23 protein-coding genes and 5 pseudogenes are annotated in these 26,003 nt (G+C 68.6%); 15 read left to right on the forward strand and 13 right to left on the reverse strand.

Annotation, left to right across the window (positions count from 1 at the left end):
* Positions 1 to 435: 435 nt before the first annotated feature.
* The 4 genes from OG975_RS45575 to OG975_RS45590 form a co-directional block, all read right to left on the reverse strand.
* On the reverse strand, positions 436 to 1,545 hold the full coding sequence (locus tag OG975_RS45575; protein WP_406335642.1) for an NAD(P)/FAD-dependent oxidoreductase: 1,110 nt from the start codon (positions 1,543 to 1,545) through the stop codon (positions 436 to 438).
* A gap of 207 nt (positions 1,546 to 1,752) precedes the next feature.
* Positions 1,753 to 3,660, reverse strand: coding sequence for a serine hydrolase (locus OG975_RS45580; RefSeq protein ID WP_406335643.1), 1,908 nt, complete (start codon positions 3,658 to 3,660; stop codon positions 1,753 to 1,755).
* A 183-nt stretch (positions 3,661 to 3,843) separates the two neighbouring features.
* The gene (locus OG975_RS45585) at positions 3,844 to 3,981 is read right to left on the reverse strand and encodes a hypothetical protein (RefSeq protein WP_406335645.1); all 138 of its coding nucleotides are present in this window, start codon (positions 3,979 to 3,981) and stop codon (positions 3,844 to 3,846) included.
* A 290-nt stretch (positions 3,982 to 4,271) separates the two neighbouring features.
* Positions 4,272 to 5,018, reverse strand: coding sequence for a phosphotransferase family protein (locus tag OG975_RS45590; protein WP_406335647.1), 747 nt, complete (start codon positions 5,016 to 5,018; stop codon positions 4,272 to 4,274).
* Between the two features lie 181 nt (positions 5,019 to 5,199).
* Here OG975_RS45590 and OG975_RS45595 point away from each other — a divergent pair.
* Positions 5,200 to 5,384: pseudogene (locus OG975_RS45595) on the forward strand (transposase family protein); the annotation flags it as partial.
* 52 nt (positions 5,385 to 5,436) lie between these two features.
* Positions 5,437 to 6,043 (forward strand): annotated as a pseudogene (locus tag OG975_RS45600) (IS5 family transposase).
* Here OG975_RS45600 and OG975_RS45605 read toward each other — a convergent pair.
* Entirely contained in the window at positions 6,040 to 6,645 is a 606-nt protein-coding gene (locus tag OG975_RS45605; RefSeq protein WP_406335649.1) for a dihydrofolate reductase family protein, read from the reverse strand. The pseudogene OG975_RS45600 and the gene OG975_RS45605 sit on opposite strands and share 4 nt — an antisense overlap.
* A gap of 573 nt (positions 6,646 to 7,218) precedes the next feature.
* On the opposite strand from OG975_RS45605, the gene OG975_RS45610 reads away from it, so the two are divergent.
* Complete coding sequence (locus tag OG975_RS45610) at positions 7,219 to 7,899, forward strand: hypothetical protein (RefSeq protein ID WP_406335650.1); 681 nt, start codon at positions 7,219 to 7,221, stop codon at positions 7,897 to 7,899.
* Here OG975_RS45610 and OG975_RS45615 read toward each other — a convergent pair.
* A complete protein-coding gene (locus OG975_RS45615) occupies positions 7,896 to 8,033 on the reverse strand; it encodes a hypothetical protein (RefSeq protein ID WP_406335651.1) in 138 nt (45 codons plus the stop codon). The genes OG975_RS45610 and OG975_RS45615 overlap by 4 nt on opposite strands.
* 328 nt (positions 8,034 to 8,361) lie before the next feature.
* On the opposite strand from OG975_RS45615, the gene OG975_RS45620 reads away from it, so the two are divergent.
* Together OG975_RS45620 and OG975_RS45625 are read left to right on the forward strand one after the other, a co-directional pair.
* The gene (locus tag OG975_RS45620; protein ID WP_406335652.1) at positions 8,362 to 9,432 is read left to right on the forward strand and encodes a serine/threonine-protein kinase; all 1,071 of its coding nucleotides are present in this window, start codon (positions 8,362 to 8,364) and stop codon (positions 9,430 to 9,432) included.
* 167 nt (positions 9,433 to 9,599) lie between these two features.
* The gene (locus OG975_RS45625; protein WP_406335653.1) at positions 9,600 to 10,175 is read left to right on the forward strand and encodes a hypothetical protein; all 576 of its coding nucleotides are present in this window, start codon (positions 9,600 to 9,602) and stop codon (positions 10,173 to 10,175) included.
* A gap of 59 nt (positions 10,176 to 10,234) precedes the next feature.
* Here OG975_RS45625 and OG975_RS45630 read toward each other — a convergent pair whose 3' ends face one another.
* Positions 10,235 to 10,636, reverse strand: a complete 402-nt coding sequence (locus OG975_RS45630; protein WP_406335654.1) for a hypothetical protein — start codon at positions 10,634 to 10,636, stop codon at positions 10,235 to 10,237.
* A 184-nt stretch (positions 10,637 to 10,820) separates the two neighbouring features.
* Here OG975_RS45630 and sigJ point away from each other — a divergent pair, with 184 nt between their 5' ends.
* From sigJ to OG975_RS45645, 3 genes are all read left to right on the forward strand, one after another.
* The gene (sigJ, locus tag OG975_RS45635; RefSeq protein ID WP_406335656.1) at positions 10,821 to 11,774 is read left to right on the forward strand and encodes an RNA polymerase sigma factor SigJ; all 954 of its coding nucleotides are present in this window, start codon (positions 10,821 to 10,823) and stop codon (positions 11,772 to 11,774) included.
* 370 nt (positions 11,775 to 12,144) lie between these two features.
* Positions 12,145 to 13,053, forward strand: coding sequence for a DUF6924 domain-containing protein (locus OG975_RS45640; RefSeq protein ID WP_406335657.1), 909 nt, complete (start codon positions 12,145 to 12,147; stop codon positions 13,051 to 13,053).
* 328 nt (positions 13,054 to 13,381) lie between these two features.
* Entirely contained in the window at positions 13,382 to 14,551 is a 1,170-nt protein-coding gene (locus OG975_RS45645) for an ATP-binding protein (protein ID WP_406335659.1), read from the forward strand.
* Between the two features lie 79 nt (positions 14,552 to 14,630).
* Here the strand turns inward: OG975_RS45645 and OG975_RS45650 are convergent, their stop codons facing one another.
* From OG975_RS45650 to ligA, 3 genes are all read right to left on the reverse strand, one after another.
* Positions 14,631 to 15,029: a DUF5958 family protein gene (locus OG975_RS45650; protein WP_406335660.1), complete on the reverse strand. Its 399-nt coding sequence runs from the start codon at positions 15,027 to 15,029 to the stop codon at positions 14,631 to 14,633.
* A 45-nt stretch (positions 15,030 to 15,074) separates the two neighbouring features.
* A complete protein-coding gene (locus OG975_RS45655; RefSeq protein ID WP_406335661.1) occupies positions 15,075 to 15,527 on the reverse strand; it encodes a hypothetical protein in 453 nt (150 codons plus the stop codon).
* Between the two features lie 434 nt (positions 15,528 to 15,961).
* Positions 15,962 to 18,058, reverse strand: a complete 2,097-nt coding sequence (gene ligA, locus OG975_RS45660; protein ID WP_406335662.1) for an NAD-dependent DNA ligase LigA — start codon at positions 18,056 to 18,058, stop codon at positions 15,962 to 15,964.
* A gap of 134 nt (positions 18,059 to 18,192) precedes the next feature.
* Here ligA and OG975_RS45665 point away from each other — a divergent pair.
* Together OG975_RS45665 and OG975_RS45670 are read left to right on the forward strand one after the other, a co-directional pair.
* A pseudogene (locus tag OG975_RS45665) lies at positions 18,193 to 18,534 on the forward strand (DUF6193 family natural product biosynthesis protein); the annotation flags it as partial.
* 100 nt (positions 18,535 to 18,634) lie between these two features.
* Entirely contained in the window at positions 18,635 to 19,303 is a 669-nt protein-coding gene (locus OG975_RS45670; protein ID WP_406335664.1) for an HAD-IA family hydrolase, read from the forward strand.
* A gap of 481 nt (positions 19,304 to 19,784) precedes the next feature.
* On the opposite strand, the gene OG975_RS45675 is transcribed toward OG975_RS45670, so the two are convergent.
* Entirely contained in the window at positions 19,785 to 21,224 is a 1,440-nt protein-coding gene (locus OG975_RS45675) for an amidase (RefSeq protein ID WP_406335665.1), read from the reverse strand.
* Between the two features lie 96 nt (positions 21,225 to 21,320).
* On the opposite strand from OG975_RS45675, the gene OG975_RS45680 reads away from it, so the two are divergent.
* From OG975_RS45680 to OG975_RS45690, 3 genes and pseudogenes are all read left to right on the forward strand, one after another.
* Entirely contained in the window at positions 21,321 to 22,172 is an 852-nt protein-coding gene (locus OG975_RS45680; RefSeq protein ID WP_406335666.1) for a helix-turn-helix domain-containing protein, read from the forward strand.
* Between the two features lie 100 nt (positions 22,173 to 22,272).
* Positions 22,273 to 23,007, forward strand: a complete 735-nt coding sequence (locus tag OG975_RS45685) for a class I SAM-dependent methyltransferase (RefSeq protein WP_406335667.1) — start codon at positions 22,273 to 22,275, stop codon at positions 23,005 to 23,007.
* A gap of 187 nt (positions 23,008 to 23,194) precedes the next feature.
* Positions 23,195 to 23,278: pseudogene (locus tag OG975_RS45690) on the forward strand (IS5/IS1182 family transposase); the annotation flags it as partial.
* A gap of 63 nt (positions 23,279 to 23,341) precedes the next feature.
* On the opposite strand, the gene OG975_RS45695 reads toward OG975_RS45690, so the two are convergent.
* Complete coding sequence (locus tag OG975_RS45695) at positions 23,342 to 23,824, reverse strand: DUF4262 domain-containing protein (protein ID WP_406335668.1); 483 nt, start codon at positions 23,822 to 23,824, stop codon at positions 23,342 to 23,344.
* Positions 23,825 to 24,085: 261 nt separating this feature from the next.
* Between OG975_RS45695 and OG975_RS45700 the strand changes: the two genes are divergently transcribed.
* On the forward strand, positions 24,086 to 24,283 hold the full coding sequence (locus OG975_RS45700; RefSeq protein ID WP_406335669.1) for a hypothetical protein: 198 nt from the start codon (positions 24,086 to 24,088) through the stop codon (positions 24,281 to 24,283).
* A gap of 82 nt (positions 24,284 to 24,365) precedes the next feature.
* Here the strand turns inward: OG975_RS45700 and OG975_RS45705 are convergent.
* Positions 24,366 to 25,246, reverse strand: a pseudogene (locus tag OG975_RS45705) (NAD(P)-dependent oxidoreductase).
* Between the two features lie 96 nt (positions 25,247 to 25,342).
* On the opposite strand from OG975_RS45705, the gene OG975_RS45710 reads away from it, so the two are divergent.
* Positions 25,343 to 25,765 carry a winged helix-turn-helix transcriptional regulator gene (locus OG975_RS45710; protein ID WP_406335671.1) on the forward strand — a complete coding sequence of 141 codons (423 nt, stop codon included), beginning with the start codon at positions 25,343 to 25,345 and terminating at the stop codon, positions 25,763 to 25,765.
* Positions 25,766 to 26,003 lie beyond the last annotated feature (238 nt).

The raw sequence follows: 26,003 nt of genomic DNA on the forward strand, positions 1-26,003 counted from the left end.
TGGTGATCGTAGTATGACGATCTGTCTGTGTGGCCCTCAACGACTGTCGTTTGTCGATGAGTTCGGATGCCACCCGAGGGACTGTGTGCCCGTGAATGTCGGCGAGTTTCGATGTCACTCAGGTGCGCGAATACTGCTCCATCACGGGCGACGGAGCCTCACGGACAGGAAGGACGGCTGGTTGTGGGTCTCGTCATAGCGACGAGGGTCAACCAGTCGGGCATTCTGCGGCTGGTGCCGCCTGCAATACGTCTCTTAGTGTGGCGCTCAGCCGCGAGGCGCGGGTAACTCGTGCGCGGGGTGTAGCGGCAGAGGTGGAGGACCGTCCGGTCCTTCCGGCTCGCGTGACGCGGCGGCGCGGCTTTACAAGCCTGTTTCGGGCGCACCGAGACGCACCCGCCCGGTCGCGGTAGTTGGTGGCGCTTGCCCGGGCTGTCACGGGGGGAAACGCTCCGGGCGGAAGTCCGCAAGCAGCTTATCTCTCTTCCCGCTGAGGATCTCCGAAGCAAGCAGTCGGCCGATTACCGGCCCGAGCGTGATGCCGCTGTGGGAGACGGCCTCGTAGTAGCCCGGCACAGACGGCACCGCTCCCACCGAGGGGAATCCGTCGGCTGGGATGGGCCGGTTGGCCACCCGTGTCTGTGTGATGCGGGAGTTGCCGAGTTCGGGCACGACGTGCCGCGCCGATTCGTGGAGCATCCGTGCGAGTTCCGCTGGTTCTTCACCTGTGTCGATGCGTGCGTCGATCTCGCGGCTGTGGAGGACCACCGAAGCGTCTCCGTCAGGACGGATCTCGATGTGAGGCGCGTGCATGGCCCGGTGAACCGGGACCTGAGCACAGCCGACCCGGGTGACGGCGCCGGGTTCCCGGCGCATCGGCAACTGCCGTGCGATGAGCCCGGCGACGTGGGAGGCGCTGGGGCCTGCTGCGTTCACGACGATATCTACGTCGAGACAGCTCCCATCGGACAGAGCAACTGACCGGATGCTCCCGTCGGCACCGGTGCCGATGTCACAGACCGCGATGCCGGACCGGTGCTCGGCGCCGGATGCAACGGCCTGGCCGACCAGGCGGCCGACGAGATGACGTCCGTGCACCCAGGCTTCGTCGGGGTAGAACACGACGGGAACCTCGTCGGGCATCGTGAGAGCGGGTTCGAGGCGGCGGCGCACCTCGGCCCCCGTGCACACCTCGACCCGGTAGTCCCAGCTTTCCAGCAGTCCGGCTGTTTTAAGGAGTTTCGCCTCCGCCGCGGGATCGTCTGCCCAGCGCAGGTGGCCGTTGGGATACCACCATGAGTCCGGCCCGATGGTCTCGGCAAGCTCACGGTGCGCTGCCATGCCCGCGACGTTCAGGTCGAAGTAGGACTTGCGCGCGGTCTTGTTGCTGGCGTTGACCCACGAGAAAGACCAGTTGGTGACGCCTTCGCCCGGCTGGCCTGCGTCGATGAAGACCACCTTGGCGCCGTGCCGGGACAGGTTCCAGCCCACACTGGCTCCGAGGATGCCCACTCCGATGACAGCAACACGTTCAGGCCGCTTCACGGACCCGATCCTCACGAACGTCCCCTTCCCAGATCACGGGCGAACTCCCGTCTCCAGCATGCACGCACGCGAATCGGCTAGCACTATGAACGGGACAGGCAAAGGCTCCGGAGCCGGGTGCCGAAGCGGCGGGCGCGGTGCCGGCCTGGTGTCGTTGAAGCGCACTCCTACTCCCTTCGCGATGACGGGAGCCGGGGCGTGCCCTGCCTACTGGTCGCGGAAGGCAGAGAGGATGGGCCAGTCGGCGATGAGGTTCCCGAGTCGCCACATCAAGGCATCGAGTTCTCCGCGCATCTCCTCCAGGCGAGCCTTGTTGGGGAAGTCGCGGGCGTTGAGGAGCACGGCCCAGCAGCGGTTGTCGGCGGTGCTGACCAGGAGGGCCATCGTGCCCGGGAGGTCGCCGTCGTGCCAGCGGGTTCCCGCGTCGTTGATGTGCCAGCCCTTGGCGTATCGGACTTGAGTGCCATCGGGGGCGTGCGCGGTGGTGCGTGTGAACATGGTGGCCAGGGAGTCAGGCGAGAGGATGTTCCCTACCTCCGGGAACCCGTCGACGTGCACCAGGAAACGGACCAGATCCTCCGCGGTGGCCAGCCAGCCGCCATGTGCGTCCATCCGGGAGATGCGGAAAGCGTAGGGGGTGATGTTGGTGCTGGGATGCTCGGTGTAGACGACCTCGTCGGGGCGCCGGTCGCCGAGGGTGTCGCCGGCCAGCTGCATGTCCGTGATGCCGCAGGGTTGAAGTACCAGCTCGCGTACGGCCTGCTCGTAGGACTGGCCGGTCCGGGCCTCGATGACACGACCGAGCACGCAGTAGCCGAAGTTGAGGTAATCGTGGACCTCACCCGGAGGGCGGGTGAGCGGGGCGTTGAGGGTGCCGTCGGCCTGGCGCCCCAGCATCCAGTCGATCAGTTCGTGCTGACCCAGCTCAAGATGACCGAACATCGGATCCTGGCCCGCCGCCCAGCCACTCGTGTGCTCCAGCAGGTTCTGAACCGTGATGCGCAACACGTCGCTCTCGTAGGGCTGGGTGCCGAACGTGGTGCCCAGCAGTGCGCCGGGTCCGAACACCGGGTCTGTCAGAGCCAGTTGGCCCCGCTCGATGAGCCGAAAGACGGCGACGGCGGTCAACGGCTTGGACACGCTCGCGATCCGGAACAGCGACGTGGGGCGGACGGGAACGGCCGTGTTGGACTCGACCACGCCGAACCCGCGAGAGAGGACCAGGCGGCCGCGCTCGGCACGCGCCACGGCCGCACCGGGTACCTGGTACTTGGTCATGAACGGCTTCATCAGGTCGTCCAGCGACGCCTCCTCCGAGTCGGTGAGGTACGTCTTGCGCCAGATCCCGGCGTACTGCGTCAGCGGACTCCCCAGCACGTTGAAGGCGCGCATCCGCGCCGGCCGGAAGCCACGGGCCAACAGAGCGTCGTGCTCCACACTGAACGCGTCCTGCCACAGCCCTACCCGCACCTGGCTGTTGGCATCGCCGCGCTGCCAGATCCCCGTGTACCGCGCCTCGCCGAAAATGTCGTATCCGGTCAGCGCAGTCAGCATGTAGCCCGCCGGTTCCCAATCATGACGCCGCAGCTCCAGCAAACCCTCCGACATCAGGTGCTCGACGAGTCGCGCGGAGGGCGCCGCCGGCTGCCACAGTGCCGCGAAGGCGAGCCGGCCGTCCGGCGCCATGTAGGCCGACACGTCGTACGGCAGAAAGCCGCGCGAGGACAACTCGTCGTTCACCGCCTGGAACTCGTCGAGGCTCAGGCCGTGCCGAGCGATGAGCGGCGGTACCGAAGCGGCTGTCGCCCACAAGGAGGTGAAACGGGGACCGTCGTCGGTCCCGTAGGCGCTGACGGTGAGCGGAATGTATCCCTGCGGAACGAGCTCGTCGAAGAGCGCACTGTAGGCCTCGCCCGTCAGGCCGGGCAGCACCCGCCACGCGTACGGAACTGGGGACTGCTCCCAGATGGACGCGTGCCGGTCCATGTCGTTCACGGTGTACCCGGTCACATCCAGCGGATAGAACCCCTGGGCTCGCAGCGTCGCGCTCTCCGCCTCGTGCTCGACCAGCGACAAACCGCGCAGGACCCTCAACGCCGGATTCCGCTCCGCCATACCCGCACGCTATGGCCCCCGATCCGTTCGCGCCTCACCAGATGTGTATCCGAGGGAATGGCTCGCGAGCGGCGCCTGGGTCCCGCAGCGTTGTCGGGCGATTGCGGCCATTGGGCGCCGGGCGGACCGGTGGTGTTCTCCAGGGAGGGTGGTGTGGGGTCACTCTGCAGCCCGAGGAGCAAGTCAACGCTTGACGCGTCCGCGGACGGCGAGGACGGCCAGGCCGAGTAGCACGGGTTCGAAGTGGCGGGAGGCCATCTCGGTGTAGGTGCCGGCCGTAGCCAGGTCCTGGCCTGAGGAGCGGAAGATTACCGAGTTCACGACCACTCGTAGGCCCTTCTCGAACCCTGGGTCGAGACGCGCTCGTGCAGCGGGCCATCGGGGTTGGCAGGCTCGGGGCGTTGGCGGTCAGCCAGATGCCCTGACCCGTCACTTTCCCGGTTGGCTCCGGTTTCGTCACTGCGGCCGTGTAGGCCTGACGCCTACCTCGCTGCCCTTGCCCCCGGCAGCGACGTCGACCACCGGGGCACCATGGTCGATACTTCCCTCCCTACGACTCCTAACAAAAGGAGGCTTCTGAACGCATACGTAGCAGTCGGGCCCGCGCAGCCTCACATTCGGGATCTCAGCACGTCGACCTCACAGCCCGGCGCGAACGGGTCGAAGCCGTGCTCGATCAGCCAGCGAACCACCAGCAGGCTTCGCAACGACCACCACGCGTGGATCACGTCGAGGTCGATGTCGGTGCCATAGCCGACGATGACGTCGTCGAGGTGCTCCTCGTGTCCGAGCGTGAAGGTGGCGAGGTCGTACAGGGCATCCCCCTGGCCCGCCTCGGACCAGTCGATGATGCCGGTGACCTCGTCGCCGTCGACGAAGACGTGCGCGATCTGCAGGTCGCCGTGCGTGAACGCCGGAGTCCACGGCCGGAGCGCGGCCTCGGCGACCTGGCGGTTGCGGGTGACCAGGTCGGCGGGCAGGACGCCGTTCGTCACGAGCAACTCGCACTCGTCGTCGAGTTCCGCCGCCAGCGCGACGACGCTCCGGCCGGCCCGGCCCGGCAGGGGCGGCAGGGGCGCTTCGTGTAGCTTTCGGATGGCGGCGCCCGCCGCGGCCCACGCCGCCGGCGACCCGGTCGACGGCCCGCCGAGGCGCCCAAGCGTCGTCCCCGGGAGTGCAGCCATCGCGAGCACGGGCGGCTTGCGCCACAGGACCTCCGGGGTCGGGACCGGCGCGAGGGACATCGCCTCGACCTCGACGTCGATGCGCGCCTGATCGGCGTCCACCTTCAAGAACACGTCACCGACGCGCAGAGTCGCGCGCTCGGAATGGGCGACGACGACTTTGACCTCATCCATGGGCGACCAGTATCCCGGGGATGATCGCCGACGTCGCCGGGTTTATCGCGTGCGATTACACGGCTGACCGCGTCCCGCTACCCGGCGGCCTCGTGCACGACACCTGCCTCTGACCAGGTCAGGCCCACCACTTTTGTTAGGAGTCCTTACCGCCTGCTGGACCCGCACGTGACCCCGCGACCGGATCTGTGAGCGCCAGGGCATCCCGGTCCTCGCCGACCGTGCCTACACGGGAGCCGGCCCGGGGGTGACGACAACCCTCAGACGCCCGCAGGGCCGCGACTCACCCCAATGCGGCGAACCGTCAACCGTGCACTGTCCGCGGCACGCGCACCGGTCGAGCGGGGTGTGGCCCGTCTGAAGTCCTGACGCCAGACGCAGGTAGTTTCGTTTGGATCAGCTGGTCGTTGGTCCGGGTGTGCTGTTGGCTGATGCGCAGTGGGCGCGGATTGAGCCGTTGCTCCCGGACCGGACGCCGAAGCGGGGTGGCCGCTGGCGGGACCATCGTGAGGTGATCGACGCGATCGCCTTCAAGTTTCAGACTGGTACCCAGTGGGTTCATTTGCCGGAGAAGTATGGCAACTGGCGAGGTGTCTACAACCGGCTGCGGATGTGGGCCGTCGATGGCACCTGGGAGCGGGTGCTCACCGCCCTGATGGCCCAGGCCGACGCGGACGAGGACCTGAGCTGGGCCGTTTCGGTGGATTCCACGATCGTGCGGGCTCACCAGCACGCGGCCGGGGCCCGCAAAAGGGGGCCCCGGCCGGCGAGCCGGACGACCGGTGATCCCCGTCCCGGTCGACCAGCGACGTCACCGGCTGCGCCGGGGCAGGCGGGGTGGCAGGCCACCGGCCTTCGACCGCGAGACCTGCAAGCAGCGCAACACCGTCGAGCGGTGCATCAACCGCCTGAAGCAATGGCGCGGCATCGCCACCCGTTACGAGAAGACCGCGACCATCTGCCTGGCCGGACTCCACGTCGCGGGCATCTCAGGTCCGCTCGGTGATCCAAACGAAACCGCTTAGTAGCTGTCGTAGCTGGGCTTACCGTTCGGCCGGTAGACGCCGACGATGGTGCCGCCCTTCGTCGTCGAGACGCTGACCGGCTCCAGCGCGGTGGGGATCGCTCCGTCGGCGAACAGCCGCTTGCCGGTGCCGATGATCACCGGATGGATGGTCAGCCGGTACTCGTCGACGAGGCCGTGCTGCATGAGGGTCTGGGCGAGGTCGCCGCTGCCGACGACGTTGATGTTGCCGCCGTCGGACGCCTTCAGCTTGCGTACGGCATCGACGATGTCGCCCTCCAGCAGCGTGGAGTTCTGCCACTCGACGGACGTCAGGGTCCGGGACGCCACGTACTTGTGCATGCTGTTCATCCGATTGGTGAACGGGTTGTCGGGATCGGCGGTCGGCCAGTACGCCGCGAAGATCTCGTACGTCTTGCGGCCGAGCAGCATCGCGTCGGAGTGCTCGTACCAACCGGCGATGGCCGTGCCGACCTCGTCGTCGGCCACCGGTTTCTGCCAGCCGCCGTGCTCGAAGCCGCTCTCAGCGTCCTCGTCCGGACCGCCTGGCGCCTGCATGACGCCGTCCAGCGTCAGGAACGTGCAAACGATGATCTCGCGCATGGTGCGCTCCCTTCGTCGACGGGTAGACCGCACAACCGCCGGAAACTCATCGGCGGGACTTCCGCGGCGCAGCACACCTAGAGGTACCGACTCCACCCGCAGGCCCGATCCGCAGATCTTGGCTGCCTGAGAAACGCGCGCCGCAGACGACCAGACGGGGAGGCTGCGCCTGCCGTCCGCCGCCAAAGGCGCGGGACCACCGCCACCCTCTCGGACAAACCGGAGCGCGGCCCGTCTCATTCCGTCAGGAGCTCTGAGCAGGGGTCCTTCCTTCGGTCTCGCGTCGGGCTCTACGCTCGGGCGGCGGGCTCCGTAAAGCCGGAACCGAGCGGCTGTACAACCGGGGGAAGTCGTGGACGTGCCGATGCTGATCCTGCTGGGTGCGGCGGGGGGTGCACCGCGTGGGCTTCTTGACGCTTACAACCGGTTTCTGGACTGGCAGTCGGACCGTCGTGCCCACCGGCGGCTACCCGTCCGGCGAGAGAGCGAACCGCCTCGGTTCCAGGACTACTGCTGCTCACCGCAACGCGCAACGGGGCCTCACTCGAATCCGGACCCTATGACGAGGACGACATGGGCGCGGAGGTGGCCCGGGCCAGGGAAGCCTGGAGCGAGGCCCTCCTGGAGCGTGGCATCCTGCCGTTCCTGCAGGAAGCGCTCGCCGACCCGAGTCCGAGAGGTGCGATTGCTTTGGATGGGAACAGAGATGCTGTACGCCTTCGGGGCCTGACCGACCTTCAGGAATGGCTGGCGCGGCAAGGGATTCCGCATGAGTCGTGGGGTGCTGGCGGCAGCAAGTCGGTGCGGCACCTGTGGAACGAGATCTCGTCGGGTGAGTCGACGTTGTCGGAGAACCCGCCGCTGCGTCAGGTCGCGGTCGTCAGCCTGAACATCCAGGTAGGCGGCAAGCAGCTCACCGAAGCCAGGCAACTCATGGCCGACGGCGCCGTGCGCGAGCGGAACTCGCCACCCACCGAGAAGATGAAGCCGGGCGAGACCGTCACCGCCGCCGCGCTGCGGTGCGTGGTCGAGGAACTCAGGGTTGATGAATCGGCTGTCGCCATCGCCCCGGAGCCCGCGTCAGTGGCCGTCGAGGAGCTTGAATCGCCCTCTTATCCCGGCCTGCCGTCCAGCTACCGTCTCTACACCATTGCCGCACAGGTACGCGGCCTTCCACTGACGAGCTTCACGACGGAAGAGGCCCCCAGTGGCAGCGACGCAACTGTGACCACCCATTACTGGGAGTGGCGCTAAGGTCCGTCGTCAAACGTTTTCAGCTGGTTGAGCCACGTGATGACGCTGGGCTGGGGATCGCCGGCCACGGCCGCGGCGGCCGCACTGGCGAGTTGCTCCAGCACCGCGAGCTCGTACTCGAGATCGGCGCGCATCGTGCCCGTGTCGAAGTCGGCAGCCGGGCGGTGGCGGAAGTCCCGGCCTGGCGCCTGCAGGCCGGGCAGGGGGTGTGCGCCGCCGAGGTAGTGGTCGACGAGTGTGTTGTGGTCCAGCTCCTCGCCGTCCTCGCCGCTTGGCCCGGTGGGGGAGTCCAGCAGCTGGCGGATCTGCTTCTTGAGCGTTTGAGCAGACCCATGCGCAGCACGCCGAGCAGCAGGGGCAGTCGGCGCGGCTCGTCGGGACCGACGCGCGGACAGGTGGTCGCCTTGTAGGTCGCCAGCCGCAGGGTGTTGATCCGCGGCGTCGGCCCGCGGGGCTCCTGTGGTGAGGCGTGCCGAGCCGGGACAGGTGATCGCGGAACGCTATCGGCTGGACGAAGTACTGGGCAGTGGCGGCTTCGGGCGCGTCTGGCGCGCACGGGATGAAGTCCTGGGCGTCGACGTCGCGATCAAGGAGGTGTGGCTGCCGGAACCGATGAGCGATACCGAGGCCGCTGAGCGGCGGGTGCGCGCCGAACGCGAAGCCCACCACGCCGCCAAACTCCGCGATCACCCCAACATCGTCGCCGTCCACGACCTCGTCTTCGAAGACGGCGTCCCCTGGACAGTCATGCGCCTGGTGACAGGCACCCCTCTGGACCAGCGCCTGAAGGACGGCCCGCTCCCCACCGGCGGGACGGTCGGCATCGCCCGCGCTCTCCTGTCCGCTCTTGAAGCTGTCCACGGCGCCGGCATCGTGCACCGTGACGTCAAACCCGCCAACGTCCTCCTTGCCGACGGCGGGCAGATCCTGCTCACCGACTTCGGGATCGCCGCCCACGAGACCGACACACGCATGACCGCCTCCGGCATGGTCATAGGCTCCGTCGAATACATGGCACCCGAGCGCATCGATGGAACCCATGACGGCCCGGCCGGTGACCTCTTCTCCCTGGGTGTGACCTTGTACGAGGCTGCGGTGGGTACATCACCGTTCCGCCGCGACACACGCACAGCGACGCTGAACGCGATCTGCGTCCACACTCCGCACCCGCCCCAGCCGCCTGGCCCGCTCGCCACACTGATCACGGCTCTGTTGGACAAGCACCCTGAACAACGCCCCACAGCCTCCGAGGCGCTACGGCTGCTGGACGCCGCCCCGGAATCGCGGACGAGGGCGATGACCGAGCCGGTGCCGGAGGTGAGCCGGCAGCACGCGGGCGACGGAGCACCAACGGAGCCGCCGATCCCTGGGACCGCTACGGAGACCACCGAGCCGCGCACTCTCCCCGCTCCGCGCGGCACGAGTGTCCCCGCAGAGGCGGCGCTGGTCCCCGACGGGCGCGCAGGCCAGCCACCCTGGCCGGCGATGCGGAGCGGCCTGGTGTCCGACGCCGAATCAGCCGACGTCCGCTGATCTTCGCGCTGGTCCTCATCGTCCTCGCCGCCGCCGGTATACGCATATACCTGACCGACCGTCACAGCTCCGTTGCCGCGTGCGCCGCATCGAAAGACGAAAGCGTCAGCAGCGTCGCGAAGATACCGAAAGTGACAGTGCCATCGGGAACACCTCACCCTCCTGCCTTGGCGACTCCAGCTGACCAGGCGACTTTTGTGGTGGGTCAGCCCATCAAACTCGTTTGGGACAACGCCGGTGAAGTCTCCGGCGTTGACATAGCGTTCAATGACAACGGATGGAAGTATTCCGCCTGGAAGACCCGGAACAGCTGCGTCTTCACGCCCACCGCCGCGGGTCAGTACCGCTGGTCGGTGTTCGTGAAGAGGACGCACGCCGAAACGGGCAGCGCGGGAAGTGAGGAGCGCATCCTCCTCGTCAGGCCGAAGGATGGGGCGGCCGGCAGTTACTCGCAGGGAGCTCCGCCCCCTCCCTCCCCGATCTCGCCCTCCGACCAGACGGAAGTGAAGGCCGGTCGCCCGGTCACTCTCACATGGAAGGCAGCTGGGAAATACTCCCAAGTGGCCGTCTGGTGGCCGGACGAGAAGTGGCGGTACATGGATTGGCGGAGTACAGCGAGCTATGCCTTCACTCCGTCATCTCCCGGGGTCTACGTCTGGCAGGTCTTCACGGCGAACAAGTCGGACTGTGAAATCGATTGCTCCAGTGGGGGGAGCGTGCAGCGATATCTGATGGTGCGCTGAGCCCCTTTTGAGCTGACGGCGGTGAGCCATCGCCGCTTGCCTGGCCTTCCTCGACCGATCTACAGAGTGCCGGAGCGATGCGACAAGCGGGCGGACAGCACTTGGCCCAGTGCCAGCACGCTCAGGCCGAACATCATGACGCCCAGGGGGACATGGAGCGACGGCATGTGCGCGATGCCCAGCACCACCTGCACCGAAGCGAGTACGAGGAAGCCGGACGCGTACAGGATGGGGCGGGGTGCCCCGCCGCCCGGCCGCCACGCCAGGATCGCGGCGAGCACGTACAACATCGATGCGCCGTACATCACGCGCGCTCCGGCGCTGTGCAGTACCTCGCCGTGGGACGAGGAGAGCAGCAGTCCGGCGGTGGCCGCCTGGAAGAAGATGGCCAAGGTCTGCAGGGCGATCGCGACCTGCAGGAACGTGACGCTGCCCCGAACTGCCGTCGTCTGTGTGGCCATGACGTGGTCCCCTCTTCTGCCTCGCGGCGGTGGATCAGTAGTGTCTCGGTGGTCCGACGACGTGGGCCCGCGAAATGTGAGGCGAAGCGCCGCCCTCACAGTCCGGCGCGGTGTTTCGCCGAAGTGCCGAGAGCGGAAGCGGACGAGAAGAACCGATGAGAAGAACCAAGGAGCAGTCGCGGCCATGAGTACCCCGTCCGAGCCAGGGCATGACCGGTCCGAGCCGGGGCTGAGCGTGATCGTCGGCGAGCGGCGCCAGCTGATCAATCTGGCCTACCGGCTGCTCGGTTCGCTGGTCGAGGCCGAGGACGCCGTGCAGGAGGCCTACGCCCGCTGGTACGCGATGTCGCGGCAACAGCAGGAGGCCATCGAGTCGCCCGGCGCCTGGCTGACGACGGTGGCCGGCCGCATCTGTCTGGACATGCTCGGTTCGGCGCGGGCCCGGCGCGAGCGCTACGTCGGCGCATGGATACCGGAGCCGCTGCCCGACCGTACGGAGTGGTTCAGTGGACGGGCGGGCGGCGGCAGGGCCGAGTCGGCCGACCCCGCCGACCAGGTCACCCTGGACGAGTCGGTGAACATGGCCTTCCTCGTCGTACTGGAGTCGATGACGCCGGCCGAACGCGTGGCGTTCATCCTGCACGATGTCTTCCGGTACCCCTTCGCCGAGGTCGCCGAGATCGTCGGCCGGACGCCCGCGGCCTGCCGGCAGCTGGCCTCCTCGGCCCGTCGACGTATTCGGGCCGCACAGGCTCCGGCGGTTCCGACGGCAGGGCAGGCCGGTCTGGTGCGGCATTTCAAGGAGGCGTGGGAGGCCAGCGACATCGAGGCCCTCGTCGACCTCCTCGACCCCGAGGCCACGATGACCGCCGACGGTGGCGGCCTGGTCGGCACCGTCCTCCGCCCGGTCGAGGGCAGCGAGCGCATCGCCCAGTACCTGATCCACATTGCCGGCAAGGCCCCTGGGCTGACGCTCCTGGAGCGGACGGTCAACGGCCGGCCCGGCCTGGTCGCCCAGCATGCCGGCGTCACCGTGACCGTGGCAGCGTTCAGCCTCACCGGCGGCCGCATCACTCACATCTGGGCGGTCCGCAACCCGGAGAAACTCCGTCCGTGGATCGAGAACGGACAGAGCTGACCCGGCGCCATGTTCTCCACCGGACTCACGCGGACGAGTGTCGGCGCACACGCCAATGGATCTGACGCTGGTCTTGTCACGGTGTCTGCTTGAGCTGGGCATCCTTCGGGTGTGCGGTCAGTGGATTTGAGTCGACTGCTGCCGCATCTGTCGGGCGTGGTGGTGAAGGCGGCCGAGCGGTGTGCCAACGTGCTCAACACTCAGGTGTGTTGTGGTGTGTTGCCGGTGCGGTGCAGTCGCTGCGGGACCATGCCCCGCCGGGTGCATGGCCGTTGTGTGCGACGACCGGCTGACGCGCCGCGGGATCGCGGAGCCGGCTCGGCCGACAGAGTGTTCGCGCCGGTCCTTTCGAAGGAGAGCAAGGAGAGTCATGTCCTTTCCCGAGCTTCCCCAGCCCGCGCCTGGTGAAGTGCTGTTGGTCTGCACGTGCTACGAGGACGGCAAGGCTCTGTGGGGCGGGCTGCTCGACGAGATCGGGGGCAGTGAGGTGCGGCTCCATCCGGTCGAAGGCCCCGGATGGGACTACCTGCACGGCGGTAACGTACCGGCACTTGTCCCGGGCGGAGGCCTCGTGCCGCCGGTCGCCGTCTTGGCGGACATCCCTGTCGTGTACGGCGGGGACGGGCCGTTGTTGGTGGACCTGGCGGCGATGCCCGGGCGCGGCGTCCGGGTCCCGTCAGCCCGGCTCGGCGAGATCCTGGACGCTCTGCTGGGCGGCGCGCTCGCGTTCGACGACCTGGTGCGCGACATGGACAGATGTGGCATGTACCAGGGGGACGGTGGCCGACCGGCCTTCCCCGCGCCGACGGCGCCGTCGCGCCGGTCCTTCCCGGCACTGCCCTCCACCGGCGCGGCCCTGCTGGTCCGAACTTCCTTCGACGACGAGGGGGGCTGGCGCGCTCTGCTCGACGAGCTGGGCGGGGCCGACGAAGACGGCTGGGTCGGCTCGGACCTGGACCCGGATGAGATCGACGTGGAGCACTACCCGTTGGGGGCGCTCGTCGTCGACGACCGGGCCTTCGAGGACCTCCTGCCGGGCCAGGTCCCGGCGCTGGTCCCGCCCGAGGAACACACCACGCTGGTCGCGCTCGCCGATGCCAGGACCTTTGCCGAGCCCGGCCGACCGCTGACCGTCGTCGACCTGTACGACACCCCGGGGCAGTCCGCCGTCCTTCCGTGCCGCGAGGTCGGATCGATCGCCTGCAACCTGGAGATCGGCAACATGGACTTCCACGAATTCGTCGTCGTGGAGGGCATGGAGCCGTGGTGGGAGGGATGATCAGCGGATCTCCAGCCGGAGTAGGTTCGTCCGTGGTCACCCCGCGGCGTGTCGGCTCCAGGTTCCGCCCGCTTCCGTGACCAGCCGGGTGGCGGTCTTGTCGTGGTCGAAATCAGGGGCCCCGGGGCCGCCTGCAATGGGCTCGTACGCGGCCTCGGCAGGCCCCCGGCCGCACTTTCGCCACGGTTCGCGACCGCTGGGCCGACCGCCCGCGAGAAGGCGCTGACCCGCCTGCCCACGCCCTCGGCGAGTCGGCTCTGACCTGGTGTTTTCCTGAGATCCGCCTAGGGTGGGGGACCTCTGCTGGACACCATCGGAGGGGGACTTCGTGAGCGAGGAAGCCATCAGGTACGACGCCAGCCACATCCAGGTGCTGGAGGGATGGGAAGCCATTCGGAAGCGGCCGGGGATGTACGTCGGCTCGACCGGCGAACGCGGCCTGCATCAGCTGGTGTTCGAGGTCGTCGGCCGGGCGGTGAACGAGGTCCTGGCCGGCCGCGCCGGCTCCGTTGACGTCGCCCTCACTCCCGACGGCGGTGTGCGTGTCGCCGACGACGGGCCGGGTGTCCCCGTCGAGGCCACCGCCGGGGACACCGGCGGTCCCGGCCTCGAAGCCCTGCTGACCCGCATGCACGCCGGGGCCGGGCCTGGCGGCCGCCACACCGCGGCCATGAGCCTCTTCGGCATGGGGCCCTGCGTCACCAACGCCCTGTCGAGCCGCCTGACGGCCGAGGTGCGCCGGGAAGGGGTGCGCTGGGTCCAGGAGTACGCGCGCGGTGTCCCGCTCACCCCGCCCACCGCCGTAGGGCCGGCGACCGGAAGCGGGACGACCATCGCCTTCTGGCCCGACACCGACATCTTCGGGACGGCGGAGTGCTCGTTCGCCGTGCTGGAGGAGCACTTCAGGCAACTGGCCTGCCTGAACGAGGGCCTGAGCATCTCTCTGACCGACGAACGTCAACTGGGCGGGTCCCGGCCGGTGCGGTTCCAGTTCCCGGGCGGGGTACGGGACTTCGTCGCCTTCCTCGACACGCGGGCCGGGGCCCCCGTCCACCCGGACGTCATCGGCTTCGAGCGGGAGGACCCGCGGATGGCGGGGACCGTGGAGGTGGCCCTGCGGTGGTGCGGCTCCCGTGAGGAGCGGGTCCGGAGCTTCGCCAACAGCGTGCTCACCCCCGACGGCGGCACACACGCGATGGGCTTCCGCGACGGGGTGGCGGCCGCGGTCACCTCGTACGCACGGCAGCGGCGGCTGCTGGCGGCCGCCGACCTCGACCTCGGCGCCGACCGGATCGGCGAGGGCCTGACGGCGGTCGTGTCGGTGAAGCTGGACGGTCCCGTGTTCCTCGGCGCCACGCACGGCATGCTGGGCGGCGCCGCGGTGCGTGCCTGCGTCGCGGAGGCGGTCCGGGAACACCTCGGCACGTGGCTGGAGGGGCACCCGGAGCAGGCCGAGGCCGTCGTCGGCCGGATCGTCCGCGGCACTCGCCGGAACTGAGCGGCAGCAGACGGTTCCCGTCGGTCCCCGGAAACGGGACCGGCGGAAGCGAGGATCCGGGCCGTGCCTGCCGGGGGAATCAGTCAGCGACGGACAGTCCGTGCCACCAGTGACCGCACCCGTCGGCGCAGAAGCGCTCGCGACGCCGTCCGTCGGCAATCGCGAGCACGGCGATCAGCAGCCGTAACGCCTTGCGGCGTTCGTCGAGAGGGATGAGGGAGGCGATCTTGCCCAGCTGCTGGTCGATCCGTCCGCGTGTGATCAGTACTGCGGGCGTATGCGTGGGGCGCAGCCCGGCACGACGGATGCTCTCCGGACCGTCTTCCGCGACGGCGCGAACCTGGATGCAGTAGTGGGACAAGTATCGCAGCGTCTCGGACTGCGCCTCCGGGCCGAGGGCGTCAAACCACTCGATGCCCTGGGACATCGGGCGGAGCCCCTGCGCGAGTTCGTTGAGCATGACGTCTCGCTCGGTCATGACTGCTCTCCCGTGGACAGGCGGTGCTCCGCCGCGGATGTGGGGTCAGTGGAACCAGACGACAAGTCGCACGTTCTCCGCTCCATGGAGCTCGCTGAGTGTTCGCATCACGCTCCAGACAGGTCCCCAGTGGGTTTGGTCTCCGGCGGCCAAGTCTCGGCTTCGTGTGCCTGAGCTCTCTGTTTCCTGCCAGTCGACGGAGGCGAGCTCGGCCCAGGTGATCTGCGTTGTGCCGTACAGGTCGGCCGAACTGCCGTAGGCGGCGTACTCGGTTCTCAGCCCCTCCGACGCGTCGCTCGGAAAGCCGCGGCCTTCGGCCAGGGGGCGGAAGCCGAAGGAATTGCGGATACCGAAGAGGCAGGCGAGGGCGTCGTACGCGTTGCCGTTGTTGAGCAGGAAGAGGTCGATGGCGGCGTGCCACACGGAGTCCTCGTCGTCGGGGCCCCATAGACGGGCACCGGGCCGACACTCGATCATCCCGCTGACTTCGGTGGACATGCGGGCATCCTGCCTGCACGACTCACGGCTCAGCACCCGCTTTTCCGGTACGCATCGGCGTTGCCCGGCTGCTACTGCCAGGCCCTCGCGGCCGCGTGTTGTGTCTGTACGTCGCGGGTCCAGGTGGCGATGGTGGCGACCCAGCTGGCGTGCCGAGGTCCCAAACACCCTGTGTCCTTCCCTCGCCGGTGTTCGGCCCAGCTGAGGCAGGGCATCGAGCGCGGGGTCTGTCGGCGGGGGGATTGGACGCGGCCATCCACCCACCGCCAGCCATGTCTGCTGGGCAAGGGCGTGTGCCCACAGGGCGTGTCGGTCCGGGGGCACAGTCCCCTCCGCAGCCACATACGGATGTACGGTCAACGACCCCTGCTTGTACCGCCCTTGGCGCCGAGCGTCCCGTGAACTGCGGCACCCCCCGCCCTGGCGAAACGGGGTCAGTCGACGTAGTCGGCGATGAGGGTGGCGAATGCGTCGGGGGTGGCCAGGCGGATGCCGAGGGTTTCGGCCTTGGCGCGCTTGGAGCCCGCGCCTTCGCCGGCGACGACCAGGGTGGTCTTCTTGGAGACGCTGGAGGAGGAGCGGCCGCCGGCGCGTTCGATGAGTTCGTTCATCTGGTTGCGGCTGAGCTTCTCCAGCGCCCCGGTCATCGCGCCCGTGACGACGACCGTCATCCCGGCCAGCGGCCCTCCCACCGACTCCACGCTCTCCGGACCGCCGTCGGCGTCACCGTCGTCACCGGCGGCAGGGGAGGGCGGGGTGGCGCCGGGCTCGGTCATGTTGACCCCGGCCGCGGCGAGTTTGTCGATGAGCGGGGCGAGGTCGGCGAGTTCGGCGACGATGGACGGCGCCTTCTCGGTGCCGATGCCCTCGACCTGCTGCATCGTTTCTGCGTCGGCGGTGCGGATGTGGTCCATGGTGGCGAAGTACCGGGCGATGCGGCGGGACATGGAGCGGCCGGTGCCGCGCACACCGAGCGCGCAGAGCACCCGCGACAGCGGCTGCCCCTTGGCCGCGGCGATCGCGGCGAGGAGGTTGTCGGTGCTGGTCTCGCCCATCCGTTCCAGACTCAGGAGCTGGTCGCGGGTGAGGGTGAACAGGTCGGCCAGGTCGGCGACCAGGCCTGCTTCGACGAGCTGGACGACGCGGGTGTGGCCGAGGCCTTCGATGTCGAGCTGGTCGCGGCCGCAGGCGTAGGAGAGGGCGGCGACCAGGTGGCAGTTGCGACCGTTCTCGCAGCGCCAGCGCTGCTCGCTGGTGTCGATGCCGGAGCCGCACCGAGGGCACACCTCGGGGAAGACGATGGGCTGCTCGTCGCCGGTGCGCAGGTGGGCGACGGGGGCTTCGATGCGGGGGATGACGTCGCCGGCCCGGTGGACCATGACGTGGTCGCCCAGGCGCAGGTCGCGGCGGGTGATGTCGGCCGGATTGTGCAGGGTGGCGTAGGTGATGGTGGAGCCGTCGATCTCGACGGGTTCCAGCACGCCCCGCGGGGCGATGATGCCGGTGCGGCCCACGTTCCACTCCACCTCCAGCAGCCGGGTGATCTTCTCCACCGCGGGCAGCTTGTAGGCGATCGCCCAGCGCGGGGCACGCGTACCGGATCCGGCGGTCTGCTGGTCGGCGGCCAGGTCGGCCTTGATGACGATCCCGTCGATTCCGAAGGGCAACTCCGCACGCAGCGCGGCAATCTCCTTCACCCGGGCCAGAACCCGCTCCGCGGTGTCGGCGGTGATGCCGGGCACGGCGGTGGTTGCGGTGGTGTTCACCCCGTACGCGGCGGCCTGGAGCATGAGGTCGCTGTGCGCGGCCTCTGCCAGCCGCCCGGCCGGCCCGGCCTCGGTGTCGGCCAGCGGGAGCAGGCCGTAGCCGAAGAACGTCATGGGCACGGTGTAGGCGCGGTCCTTGGCGCGCAGTGTGCCCGCAGCGGCGTTGCGCGGGTTCGCGAACGGCTGCCCGCCGTGCGCGGTACGTACCTCGTTGGCGTGCTCGAACTGGGCTGTGGTCATGAGGACTTCGCCTCGTACCTCCACCGTGACCGGCTCGGCCAGCTCATTCGGCAGACCCTCGATGGTGCCGATCGCGTGCGAGACGTCCTCCCCGGCCGTCCCGTCGCCACGGGTGATCAGTCTGGTGAGGCGGCCATGGGTGTAGCGGGCGGCGATCGCGAGGCCGTCCAGCTTCGGCTCGACACTGAACCGCTCCACGTCGTGACCGATCCGCCGGGCCAGCGACGCATTCCACGCGGTGAACTCCTCGGGCGAGAACACGTTGTCCAGGCTCAGCATCGCCACCGTGTGCGGGACATCTCCCTCCACGGCACCGCCAGCGACCTTTCCGGTCGGCGAATCGGGCAGCACCTGCCCGGGATGCTGGGCCTCCCACGCCGCGATGCCGCGCACCAGCTGGTCGTAGGCGTCGTCGTCCAACGCCGACGTGCCGCCCGTGTAGTAGGCGGCCGACGCCTTCACCGCGTCCTCGACCGCCCGCGCGTAGGCGGCGGCATCCACGATCACTGCAGCATGTGTTGTCATGCCAGCCATCCTGCACGCCACCACTGACAACGCCTCGGTCCGAGGATCATGCCGAGTCCGCAGTTGACGGGGGAGGGGGCAATGTCTTCGGCCATGGCCATGGCCCCGGTCGACCGTCGTAGGAAGCAGGCTGGCAGGCCGTACGGGACGACGGACGCGTACGCGTCGAACTCCTGGTAGCGGCCTACGCGGAGCCGCGCTTGCGACAATTGTTTCCCTGGACAGGGATGGGCGAGCTGCACTTCAGCCGCTGCGCTGAGCAGCGATGGACCTGGGACATTCCCTATATCCAGCCCGCCGCCGAAGGTACCTACTGGGTTTCCGGGCCCCTCCGCAGCGAGTCCGTGGGCCCGGCGTCCACAGCGCAGGAGGCCATCGCCATCGTGGTCGAACTCCTTCCAGCGGGCTGCGGCGCTGCATTCGTCGGAACCCCAGAAGAACTCGCAGCTCACGAAGGCGCAACGCGGAAGCCGTAGACGGACTGAGGCCAAAAGACAAGCCGAGAAGCTGTGTCTGCACCCCTCTGCTGGTCAGCGGCCCATCACGATCTCCAGGATCTCCTGGCATGATCATGGCGTGACCAATGAGTTTGCGCAGCCCGCCCCCAGGAAGTACGTCCTCTTCGATGTCGACGGCACGTTGATCGACGCCGTGGACAACCAGCGCCGGGTCTGGGCAACTTGGGCGGGGCGATACGGACTGGACGCAGATGACGTCTATCGGGTGGCGCTGCGGACGCGGCCGATGGAGACCTTCGCGAAGGTGGCTCCGGACCAGGATCCAAAGGAGTGCCTGGCAGCGCTGCACGAACTGGAGGACGACGACGTCCGGTCCGGCGTCTATGCGGCCTTCGACGGTGCGTCGGAGCTGCTGGGCACCCTTCCATCGGGGGCGTGGGCGCTGGTGACCTCGAACTACGAGCACCGGGTGCGTGGCCGATTTGCTCGGACGGGTCTGCCGGTTCCGCGCGTCCTTGTGGACGCCGCCGCAGTGGCGGAAGGCAAGCCGTCGCCCGTGCCCTACTTGTTGGCCGCCGAGCAGCTCGGTGCCCAGCCTGAGAACTGCCTGGTCATTGAGGATGCCCCGTCCGGAGTCGAGGCAGGGCTACGGGCCGGCATGACGGTATGGGGGGTCAACGCCGCGGTTGCGGTGGCCGGCGTGCACCGTCACTTCGGGAGCCTGCGCGAAGCGGTCCCCGACATCCTCGCCTTCGCCAGGCTGGAGGGATCGGCCGGAGTGGGGTGATCACGGTGTGGCTGGTGTGATCACGTCGGCGGAGTCGTTTCGGATAGCCCTGTTCACCGGGCTGAGCCCGCTCCGTTGGCTCGATGACCAAGCCGGTGATGTGTGGTGCTGTCAGGAAGCGGCCTGACAACTCCCGAACGGGACCGGGCTGGTGAAGGCGTTCTGTTCGCTGATCGCCGAGATGCCGGAGTCCGGCGCCCATCGCGAGCCCGAGTGCAGGGGTGCCGTTCTCTGCCGCTGACACCGCACCCGCCTGCCAGGCCGCTGGAGAACTACCTCCTGCAGATCTGGCCGGGCAGGCGTGAGGTCGATGCCGTACATAAGGGCGATGCCGTACACAAGTTGACCGATCAGTGCGGGCAGCATCGACGCAGGGCTGCCTCGCGCCAGCCGGAACCACCTGCGCCTCGGGCCGTGCCGGACTGGCAGCACGCGGATGTACGCCCGAGGATTCGGGCTCCCCAGGGGAGAGCCTCCGTCCTCACCTGACGGGCGGGCGGCGATCGGTCCAGGGATGTGCGAGTTCGAGGGTGCGGGACACCTGAAGCAGGAGGTCTTCGCGCCACGGTGCGGCGACGATCTGGACGCCGACGGGCAGGCCGGTGCTGTCGTCGTGGTGGATGGGGATGGAGATGGCCGGTTGGCCTGTCACGTTGAACACCGACGTGAACACACCCATCGGGTAGCTGTTCAGCAGTGGCCTCAGGGGATCGTCGTCGGTGCCTGCCCGCCAGGCACCGACGAGCGGCGGGAGGCACGCCATCGTGGGCGTGACGAGGAGGTCGAAGCCGGCGAGGAAGCCTTCGACGATGCGCCGCGACAACTGTTCGGTCTTCCTCACCCCTTCTGCGTAGGACCACGAGTCGATCGATCGTGCCGCGGCACGCAGGGCACGATTGTGGGGCTCGACGCGGTCGGGGTCCGCGAGCGCGATCCCGCTGCCGGCGACGTTCCAGATGGTCGTGAACGCCGCCACCAGCTCGTCGGTCGACGGGAGCGGAAGGTGCGTGTCGACGATATGGTGACCGGCCGATTCGAGCGTCCGAAGAGTGACGGTGACGGCTGCGGTACACGCCGGGTGCACGCGTATCCCGTCGATCGGAGAGTCGTGGAGCGCACCGATCCGCAGTCTGGTCGGCATGTCCGTCTTCATCGCGGCGGCAAAGGACCTGTGCGGGGTCGGGGGTGACCACCACGCGCCCGGATCATGGCGCGCAAGCACATCGAGGGCGGCCGCGGTGTCTGCCACCGTGCGGGTGAGTACGCCGCTGGTGCCGAGACCTTCTACGCTGACGGTCCCGTTGGTGACCAGGCCGCGGGTGGGTTTGAGCCCGACGAGGCCGTTGCACGACGCGGGGATGCGGATCGACCCGCCGCCGTCTTCGGCGTGGGCGATGGGCGCCATCCCGGCGGCGACGGCGGCGCCCGCTCCGCTCGACGACCCGCCCGGCGTGCGATCCGGGTCCCACGGGCTGCGCGAGATGCCCAGGGCTTCGCTCTCGGTGAAGGGCAGGGCGCCGAACTCGGAGGTGGTGGTCTTGCCGAGCAGGACGAACCCCGCGTCCGCGAACCGTTGCACGACCGGGTCCGATGCTTCGGCCGGCTCCTGCCTGGCGCCGGCGGACCCATGGGTGGTGGGCCATCCGGCCACGTCAAGGAGGTCCTTGATCGGCAGAGGGACGCCGTGGAACGGGGGGAGGTCTTCGGCCGACCGGGCTCGCGCCACTACATCGGCCGCGGCAGACGCGGCTTTGCGGACGTCGTCGTCGGCCCGGTGACAGAAGGCGTTCAGCCGGGGGTCGAGCTCGTCCATCCGCTCGAGATAGCAATCGGCCACCTCGACCGGGCTCACCTCCTTTCGGCGTATGGCTGCGGCGAGTTCGACGGCCGATGTGAACGGGTCAATCGGAGAGCGCGTCACGAGTGGTCCTTTCCGGTCCGGGGTCCTTGCGGATGCCGTCACTGTCGTCGCGACTCGGCCGTCGTGTCTTGGATGAATGTCGCTTAGCCTGGCGACATGCGATGCGCTGAGTCGGCTCATGACTTTGCGGCGATGTGGGACATCGCCACCCCGTCGCGGCCCGGTCGGCTGCCGGGGGTCAGCATGGCCGGGTTCCGCGCTCGTACGACGGAGCTCGTCGACCTGGGTGTTGTCCCGTACCCGGCTGTCACGGTGGCCGTCGACTTGGGCGATGACCCGCTTGCCGTCGACGACGTCACCGGCGGCCGGCAGAACGGCAGTGTCGTCGTCGGACTCGCGGCGAGCGGCGTTCGGGGGCGTGGCCGTGACGTCGAGTGCCTGCAGGTGCGGCTGTCGCCGGTGGTCGCGCACGCGGTGCTGGGCGTCTCTTCGGAGTTGGGTGAGATGGTGGTCTCCCTCGACGACCTCTGGGGCCGCGATGCCGCGCGCACCCAAGAGCGACTGCGCGCTGCCGGGTCATGGGACGACCGGTTCGCGATCGCGGAGGCCGCGCTCGTTCGACGACACGAGGCAGGCCGCGCGGTCGAGCCTGAAGTCGCCTTCGTGTGGGGACAGATGGTGACGAACCTGGGAGGGGTTCGGGTCGAACGGCTGGCAGCCGAGGTCGGCTGGAGCCGTAAGCGTCTGTGGTCCCGGTTCCGGTCCCAGATCGGTCTCAACCCCAAGCGCGCTGCCCAGCTTGTCCGTTTCGACCACGCGGCCCACCGTCTCGCCGCGGGTCACAGCGCCGCACAGGTGGCGGCGGAGATCGGCTACGTCGACCAGTCTCACCTCCATCGGGATGTCAAGGCCTTCGCCGGTGTGACGCCCACGGGCGTTGCGGTCACGCCGTGGCTTGCGGTCGACGACGTCGCGTGGGCCGCCCCCGAATACCTCTCCAAGGCTTGATACGGCGGTCTGCACCCGGCCGGCGCGAGGCCGGTGGCGCTGGTCCCGGGGGGAACATTTCTCCAAGACGCCCGGCAGTCGAGCTTGTGACACTGCGCGTATGTCCAAGAACCGGGATGACTCCCCACTGCCGCGCTTACAGCGGCCGCGCTACGGCGTTGACGCTCCAGCGTTCCCGGCGGTACTCGGCGCTGCCGGGACTGCCTGCTGCCTGGCCGCCGGCCGGTGGCGGCCGGGACGCAACGCGATGGTGAGTGCCGGGACGGTACTGCTTGCCCACACCGGCATTTACCTGCACACCACACTGCACGGCAAGCTGCGCATCTGGAGGCGGGAGCTGGACCAGGCCGACTTGAAGGGTAACGAGCAGCTGCTGGACCTGGGCTGCGGTCGTGGCGCGGTGCTGATCGAGGCGGCCAGGCGGCTGCCGACGGGGCGCGCCGTGGGCGTGGACCTGTGGTCCGGAAAGGATCAGAGCGGCAACCGGCCCGAAGTCACGCTCGCCAACGCCGCCGCGGCAGGGGTCGCCGACCGGGTGGAAGTACATACGGCCGACATGACCGCGTTGCCGTTTGCGGACGGCTCCTTCGACGTCGTGACGAGCGCGCTGGCGATCCACAACATCCCGTCGGCCGAGGGGCGATACCGCGCGGTGGACGAAGCCATGCGGGTGCTGCGCCCGGGCGGGCAGTTGCTCGTCGCCGACTTCTGGAACATGGCCAGGAAGTACGCCGCGCACATCGGCCAGGGCACGCTGCGCGGACTCGGCCCCGGGTACTGGTACGGCGGCCCGTGGCTCGGCATCACACTGCTGCATGCCGTCAAGGAGCGCTAGGCATGTTGCACAGCCCCTGAGCTCGGCATCTCCCCGGCACGGCCGGTGCGTTACGGGCTGACCGCGTGCGGGCGGACACGTTGCCCGGGCTGCAAGTGACGCGGCTTGCACGCCTCTTGAAGGTGGCGGGGGAGCGGGTGGACACACTGCTCAGGGTCCGAGCTCGGCGGGGTGCCGCCCGGGAACGGCAGCGTCCAGCCGTAACCACCGGTTCTCCGCGACCGTGCAGGTCACCGTGGACGTAGACACCCGACGGGTGATCGCGGCCGCATGATCTTCGTCGTAACCGAGCCCTACTCGTCTGAACTGCCGTCCGCCGAAGCCGCAGCGGCCTTCAGCCGGTCGCGAGTGTGGCCCATCCCCCTTCAGAGTGCTCGGTCGGCTTCAGCCACAACTGGGGCTGGGACTGCAGATAGTGCTCGTCGCCCCCTGGCTGCCAGAGGAAGCGGCCCTTCGCATCGGGCCACACCACCTGCAGGACCGGGAACGGAGGGCGTCGGTAGAAGGAGATCGCGCGCCCGAAGAACTCCCGGTACCAGCGGAGATCGGCCGCCTTCAGGACTACCGGCCGCCCCTCGATGACGTCGTGACATGTACGCCCGTTCTCCAGTACAGCCCCGGCTGCCGCCTGGTGGCCAAGGGTGTTGAGCATGATGTGCATCGTCTGGATGTCCAGCCCGAACATCGCCAGCTCGGGCACCCCGTGTGTATGCCAAAGCCCGATCGTGTAAGCGAAGCCGGGCCCCTCGTCATCCGCAGGCACCATCACGACGCTCCAGCCGTGCTCCTGGACCTGGTCGACTGTCCGCAGGTCCATACGGTCGGCCTCGTCTCGATCGCCATAGTCATGGCAGATCACACATCGGCAGGCAGGATGATCACCGGGCATGTCCGTGACAGTACCCCGCGCTTCGATCGCGCGGCCTGGGCCCACTCGATCACGTCACCAACCGCATCCCAACTGCCCGGCACGTGGCACTTGGTGACGTCCCACAAAACCTGTGCCAGGACATCCCTTGGGGCATCCCTTCCGAGCCTGAGATGATCAATGGGACCGTAGGAATCAGGGGTGGGGAACATGACCGTTCTGGTGCTGCTCGGCGTCTTGGCGCTCGCCGTCGGCGGATGCGTATGTGTGGTGTGGGCCGAGCGCGGCGGGCCCCGCTGGGTCCGCGTCGTGGCGACCCTGACGCTCACCGCGGGCGAACTGCTGCGCAGCTCCGGGAAGGACCGGCGCCGGAGCCTGAACCGGAGCAGCAGCGACGACGGCGACTAGGGATTGTGGTGAAAGTGCTGGTCACAGCGTCTCGTTGAGGACTGTGACCAGCACGGTCACTTCTGTGGCGGCAAGTGGGCGGTCAGTTCAACAGCAGGTCGATCACTCCCGTCAGGTCCTCCTCGCCGCTGCCCTCGGCCAGGCGGCGGCGCATCAGCTCGAAGTACGGGCTGAGCAGTTCCCGGCTGACACCCTGTTGTTCGGCGGTGCTCAGGAAGGTAGGCGTGCCAGCCACCTGCATGGCAAGGCTGGAGACGACGCCCTTGGTGTAGTCGCCGCTCCGCAACTGGTCGGCGGTCTGGTGAACTGCCGGGGCCGTCGCGACGAGCCAGTCGGCGAGCAGCGGGGCGAGCGCCGCGGGGTCGATGTCCTCCTTCCGGATCAGGGCGAAGGCGTGCGCGGCGCCGGCGAACATCCCGTACATGGCGCTGAGAAGGGCCACGTCGTGCAGGGCCGCGAAGCCGGCGTCTCGCCGACGTAGATAGTGCCGACCGGGACGCTCAGGGTCTCCTGGTGCCGCTCGAACAGCTCCCGCGAGCCGCTGTAGAAGACGTAGCCGCCGGTTTCCCGGACGCCGATCATCGGGGGGACGGCCATGATCCCGCCGTCCAGGTAGCGGGCGCCGCGCTCGCGGGCCCACTCGGCGCGGGCGCGGGCCTGGGCGGGGGTGCTCGTGGTCAGGTTGACCAGGTCCCTGTCGGCCAGGTCGGTGCCGGCCAGCACCTCATCGACCGAGGTGTCGTCCAACAGGCAAAGGACGATCAGGGTGTTCGCTGCGACCGCCTCAGCGGCGGTGTCCGCGACACTTGCACCCTCGGTGGCGAGCGCTGCGGCGCGGGCTGGGGTGCGGTTCCAGACGGTGAGTGGGTGGCTGGCGGCAAGCCAGGTGCGGGCCAGCGCGGTGCCCATCGCACCGAGGCCCAGCATCGTGACGGGAGTCTTCTCAACAGTGTTCTGTGCCATGCCGATTAGGCTGGTCACAGGTCCGGAGGTGATCAAGTACGCACTTGGTAGTGGGTGGTTACCTCGGGGTGAGCGAGCACGTCAGAAGGGTGGGGCATGACGACGCTGAACCGGCCGGGAACACCAGACGGACACGTCTGCGGGATCGATACCGCGATGGAGGTGATCGGCGGCAAGTGGAAGGTGCTGATCCTCTGGGCGCTCCACGAGCATCCCCACCGTCGCTTCGGCGAGCTGCGTCGACTGCTTCCGGGGATCACCGAGAAGGTGCTGGCCTCTCACCTGCGTGAGCTGGAAGCGGACGGCGTCGTGCACCGCGTCTCCTACGACGAGGTGCCGCCCCGAGTCGAGTACTCGCTGACCGAGGACGGCATGCGCCTCAATGACGCACTCCAGCCGCTGGCCGCCTGGGGCCGCGAGCGGCCGACCATTCGACGGAGAAGGCGGGCTAGGGTCTGCTGTGAACGTGCTGGTCACAGCCACTCGTTGATGGCCGCGACCAGCACGGTGGCTTCGTAGCGGACGGCGAGTTGTGTCGTATCGAGTGGCCACCGCCCGATGGCGTTTCAGCCGCTTGATGCCGCACTCCACGGCATGGCGTTGTTCGTAGTCGTTCTTGTCGAACTTCGGTGGTCGTCCGCCGTGGGAGCCGTAGGCTTTCTCGGCGCGGACCTTGTCCGGCTTGGTGCGGGGGCGGCCCTGACTGGTGCGGGGGACCCGAATTTTCTCGAGCACCCGTTGAAACTGCGGTCTGTCG

The sequence above is a fragment of the Streptomyces sp. NBC_00203 genome, assembly GCF_045206325.1.
GTDB classification, from domain to species: Bacteria; Actinomycetota; Actinomycetes; order Streptomycetales; family Streptomycetaceae; genus Streptomyces; species Streptomyces lutosisoli.